Below are 3,575 nucleotides of genomic sequence, written 5' to 3' on the forward strand. Positions count from 1 at the left end.
TCTATGAGCGGACCAGCGTCGTCATCACTACCAACCTCAGCTTCAGTGAATGGGCGCAGGTCTTCGGTGATGCAAAAATGACAACAGCACTGCTCGACCGGCTCACGCACCGCTGCCACATCTTAGAAACAGGCAACGATACCTGTTGACGATGATCCGTTTCTTGCCGTGCAGTACGATCCGCTGGATGAACTGAAAAACCTGGCCGAAAAATACGTAGAAAAACGGGGAAAAATGACGTCTGGCGCGATGCGCACAGCCATGATGACCAACATTTTCGCTGACATGCAGAGCGTGGCGATGATGGTGGACGAGGATGACGGAACCATCACGGGCTGGATGAAGGGCAACGACGATGGGTTGCAGCTTGCCGCAATCGCTTGGCTGCGCAATTATCCTGCAGCTATGCCGCCATCAGCCTATATCGACCTGATCGAACGCGCGACTCAGCCGTTCGTGCAATATTGGGGCCTCCGGGCCTTGTCGGGAAGAATTTCGGCGTTGGGGCTGCAGGAGATCTCAATTGCCGACCGGATTGCGCTTAAGGAACTGGAATCTCTGATACGCCCAGGTTCGGATAGCCAAGTCCAGATCCGGCGGATCAATCGCGAGCTCAGCCGATAGTTTCCAAGTCGCATTGATTTGAGCCTGGGCTGCCAATTTTCGGTTAACGGACAATGCTGTCCAGGCCCTGATCGGCGGCAAAGCCTGCACTGTGTGAGTCCGCCCGGCCAGTGCCTTTGCATGTGCGGAGAAAGCCCGGTCTGACGGACCGGACCGCAGAGCTGCGCCAACTGTCACAAACATAGTTTCGTAAGTTAGCGTGCTGATTGACACTTGACCTAATTCATAACTATTGAAGTTATATGAAACGTGATAGCCGCCTCTCCTTGGTCCTCCATGCGCTCCTCCATATGGCGGAAAGTGAAGGCCCCATGACATCTGAAGAGCTGGCAAAGTGCATCACGACAAACCCAGTCGTTGTTCGGCGGACCATGGGGTTCCTGCGAAAGGCTGGTATTGTGGCCTCGGGTCGGGGCCATACGGGGGGATGGCGCATCACGGCAGACTTGTCGTCGGTCACGCTACGCCAATTGCATGACGCCTTGGGAGAGCCCGCGCTCTTCGCTGTCGGCAATCGAAATGAGGCACCCGCCTGTCTCGTCGAGCAGGCCGTCAACGCCGCGTTGGATCAAACCTTTGCCGAGGCCGAGGCCCTGCTTTTAGCGCGCTTTGGCGAGATCACCCTTTCCGATCTCGCTGCGGATTTCGCTGTGCGATACACCGCACAGCTTAAACAGAAAGAACACTAAGATGCTCCGTGATGTCATCGTCATCGGAGGAAGCTATGCTGGCATGGCGGCTTCCCTCCAGCTTCTGCGTGCGCGCAGATCCGTGCTCGTGGTCACCACGCGGAGCCCACAATGTAGCAGTCACCCGAGCCGACGTACTTGATGGGCGTCTGTCGGTCTCCAATCACAAGTTCGCCGCATAAGACCCCCAGCTTTTGCCCACTCCGCACCACATAGGCATTCATCCAGTTCCACATCGGTCGTGCGGCTGGCACAGAATACTTGGCATATTGGCGTGATCATTGGTCAGTTTAAAAAGCGCAAGATCTCTGAGCATCGAAAGTTACCGCAGAGCACGAGCAGGAGCTGATTGTGAGGTCAAGTTTCCAAGGGCAAACGCCATAGTTGACGCTGCGATCAGTGCCGCCGCATGTGAATCTGCCTGCGCCTGCTTGGCGTCCAACAGCCCGGTGTCTACAGCTGAGACGTCCGTCAGGGTCCCCAAGCCGTTCCGATAACCCTCAAAGGCGGCGTCATAAGCCACTTGGGCTGCTTTACGCATCTCGCTTGCTGCCTCATAGGACGCAAGTGCAGACTCCAAGGCGTTGGACGACATAATGATTTCGCGGGTGGCCACATTCATCGCCTGTTCATGCGCAGCGGCGGCGGCTGCCGTTTCCGCTTGCGCCTGCAGGCGCTTGTTTTTGCGAATTTCACCATCATATATAGGTATCGACGCACCAACGACCACTCCGGTCGTGGTGTTCTGCAGCCCGATACCAGGCAAGGCACCTGTCTGGATACGTCCGCTGTTGTCGGCGGCGACAGCGCCCAAGTAGACCTTGGGGCGGAAGGCAGCGTCTGCAGCAAGTTCGTTGGCTTCACTTGCCTTCAACATCGCGTAGCTGGCAAGCACGTCAGGTCGTCTCGACAACGCCTTTTCGATCAATTGATCGGTCGGCATAGCGCGCGATCTGGGCAATCTGCGTCCCGAAGAGGTCGCGATCTTGATCTTGGATCTCGGAGATACACCCACAGCCCCTAGGAGGTCCTGATAGCTATTGCTCCAACCGTCCTTGGCCTGAACCACGCGAAACTTGGACTGTGCGACGATCTGCTTGGCCTGAGCCGTTTCGATACTCGTACCGATCCCGTTAGCAAATCGGGATTCTGCTGCTTCTTGCAAGGCAAGACTGTTCTGGTACGCCCGCTCAGCGATCGCCATGTTTTCCTGTGCCGCGCCATATTGGTAATAGGCCCGAGAAATGTCGTGGATCAGTAATTGGTGCGTGCCATTGAAATTGACATTGGCTGCATAGGCCGTCTGCTCCGCAGCGGTTTTCCAAGCCTGCCGTTCTCCGAAGTCAAACAACAACCATTGCAGCGTGATATTCGGTACGACGCCTCGTGCATCCGTGTCGACATAGCTGGTGCCGCCTTGAAGATCAGGCAATGGCGTGATCACGTCCTGAACCCCACCAATCACATTTGCAGTGATAATCGGCAGAAATGTGCCCTCGACCATGCCCACTCCCGCCGCGGCCTGCCGTGCTTGCTGCCAAGCTATCCGGGTGGCTGGATGGCTTTTTTGACCGAGGTCAATCAGTTGCGGTAAGTCATATGCCTTGCCTGACTTAATGTCATCGCCCAGATCAACTGTTCCAATCGCTCCATCGACCGAAAAATCTGAAGTGGCCTGTCCGTTTGGCGACCAAGCCTGATCTGAAGATGCGGCGGTGGAAAGAGTGGTTTCACCCGTACAGCTGGCGAGAACTAAAGCAGAAACAGCTGCTGTCGAAAACTTGCCATTGCGGAACTTTAACGGTCTACTCCGCCTCTGCGAATGGCGACTTTTTAATAAAAACTTTAGGGGCAATGCAGTTCAATCACTCAGCTAGAGAAACTTAGCTTATTAATGACACGTTCGTTGCAGACGGGCAATAAGCCATGTCGTGAACAACGGTTCTGATGGAGTGGACGCCCGCGCCGACACCATTTAGGGTTGTGTCGCAAAGTTGCCTTCGTCGCAGCGGAAACTTCGCGACACTACCTTATGAAGGACGGAATCGCCGTGAAGAACCTGCTGTAAGTCAGTAAGATACAGCCAGTTCGAATTTTGAAGCACCGCCTGTGTCACTAACTCGATTTCCCCAGGGTTTTGACCTGTCGGCTTTCGTGCATCATCAGTACAGCTCCGAGAAAGAAGCAAAGCGCGCCAAGCCAGAGATGGATATTCGCCAAGTTGATGATCCAATCCGGATCAGTCCCCTTCGGAACAAAGGC

4 protein-coding genes and 1 pseudogene are annotated in these 3,575 nt (G+C 55.2%); 4 read left to right on the forward strand and 1 reads right to left on the reverse strand.

Going from position 1 to position 3,575, the window contains the following annotated elements; translation table 11 throughout:
- The 4 genes and pseudogenes from ABJO75_RS16625 to ABJO75_RS16640 form a co-directional block, all read left to right on the forward strand.
- The coding region (locus ABJO75_RS16625; protein WP_348133267.1) for an ATP-binding protein at positions 1–149 on the forward strand (149 nt) is incomplete at its 5' end.
- A 112-nt stretch (positions 150–261) separates the two neighbouring features.
- Entirely contained in the window at positions 262–624 is a 363-nt protein-coding gene (locus ABJO75_RS16630; RefSeq protein WP_348133259.1) for a hypothetical protein, read from the forward strand.
- Between the two features lie 242 nt (positions 625–866).
- Complete coding sequence (locus tag ABJO75_RS16635) at positions 867–1,313, forward strand: Rrf2 family transcriptional regulator (protein ID WP_348133261.1); 447 nt, start codon at positions 867–869, stop codon at positions 1,311–1,313.
- 1 nt (position 1,314) lies between these two features.
- Positions 1,315–1,407: pseudogene (locus ABJO75_RS16640) on the forward strand (thioredoxin reductase); the annotation flags it as partial.
- Between the two features lie 228 nt (positions 1,408–1,635).
- Here ABJO75_RS16640 and ABJO75_RS16645 read toward each other — a convergent pair.
- Positions 1,636–3,168, reverse strand: a complete 1,533-nt coding sequence (locus ABJO75_RS16645; RefSeq protein ID WP_348133264.1) for a TolC family protein — start codon at positions 3,166–3,168, stop codon at positions 1,636–1,638.
- Positions 3,169–3,575: the final 407 nt, after the last annotated feature.

Source organism: Sedimentitalea sp. (assembly GCF_039973035.1).
Lineage (GTDB): Bacteria > Pseudomonadota > Alphaproteobacteria > Rhodobacterales > Rhodobacteraceae > Sedimentitalea.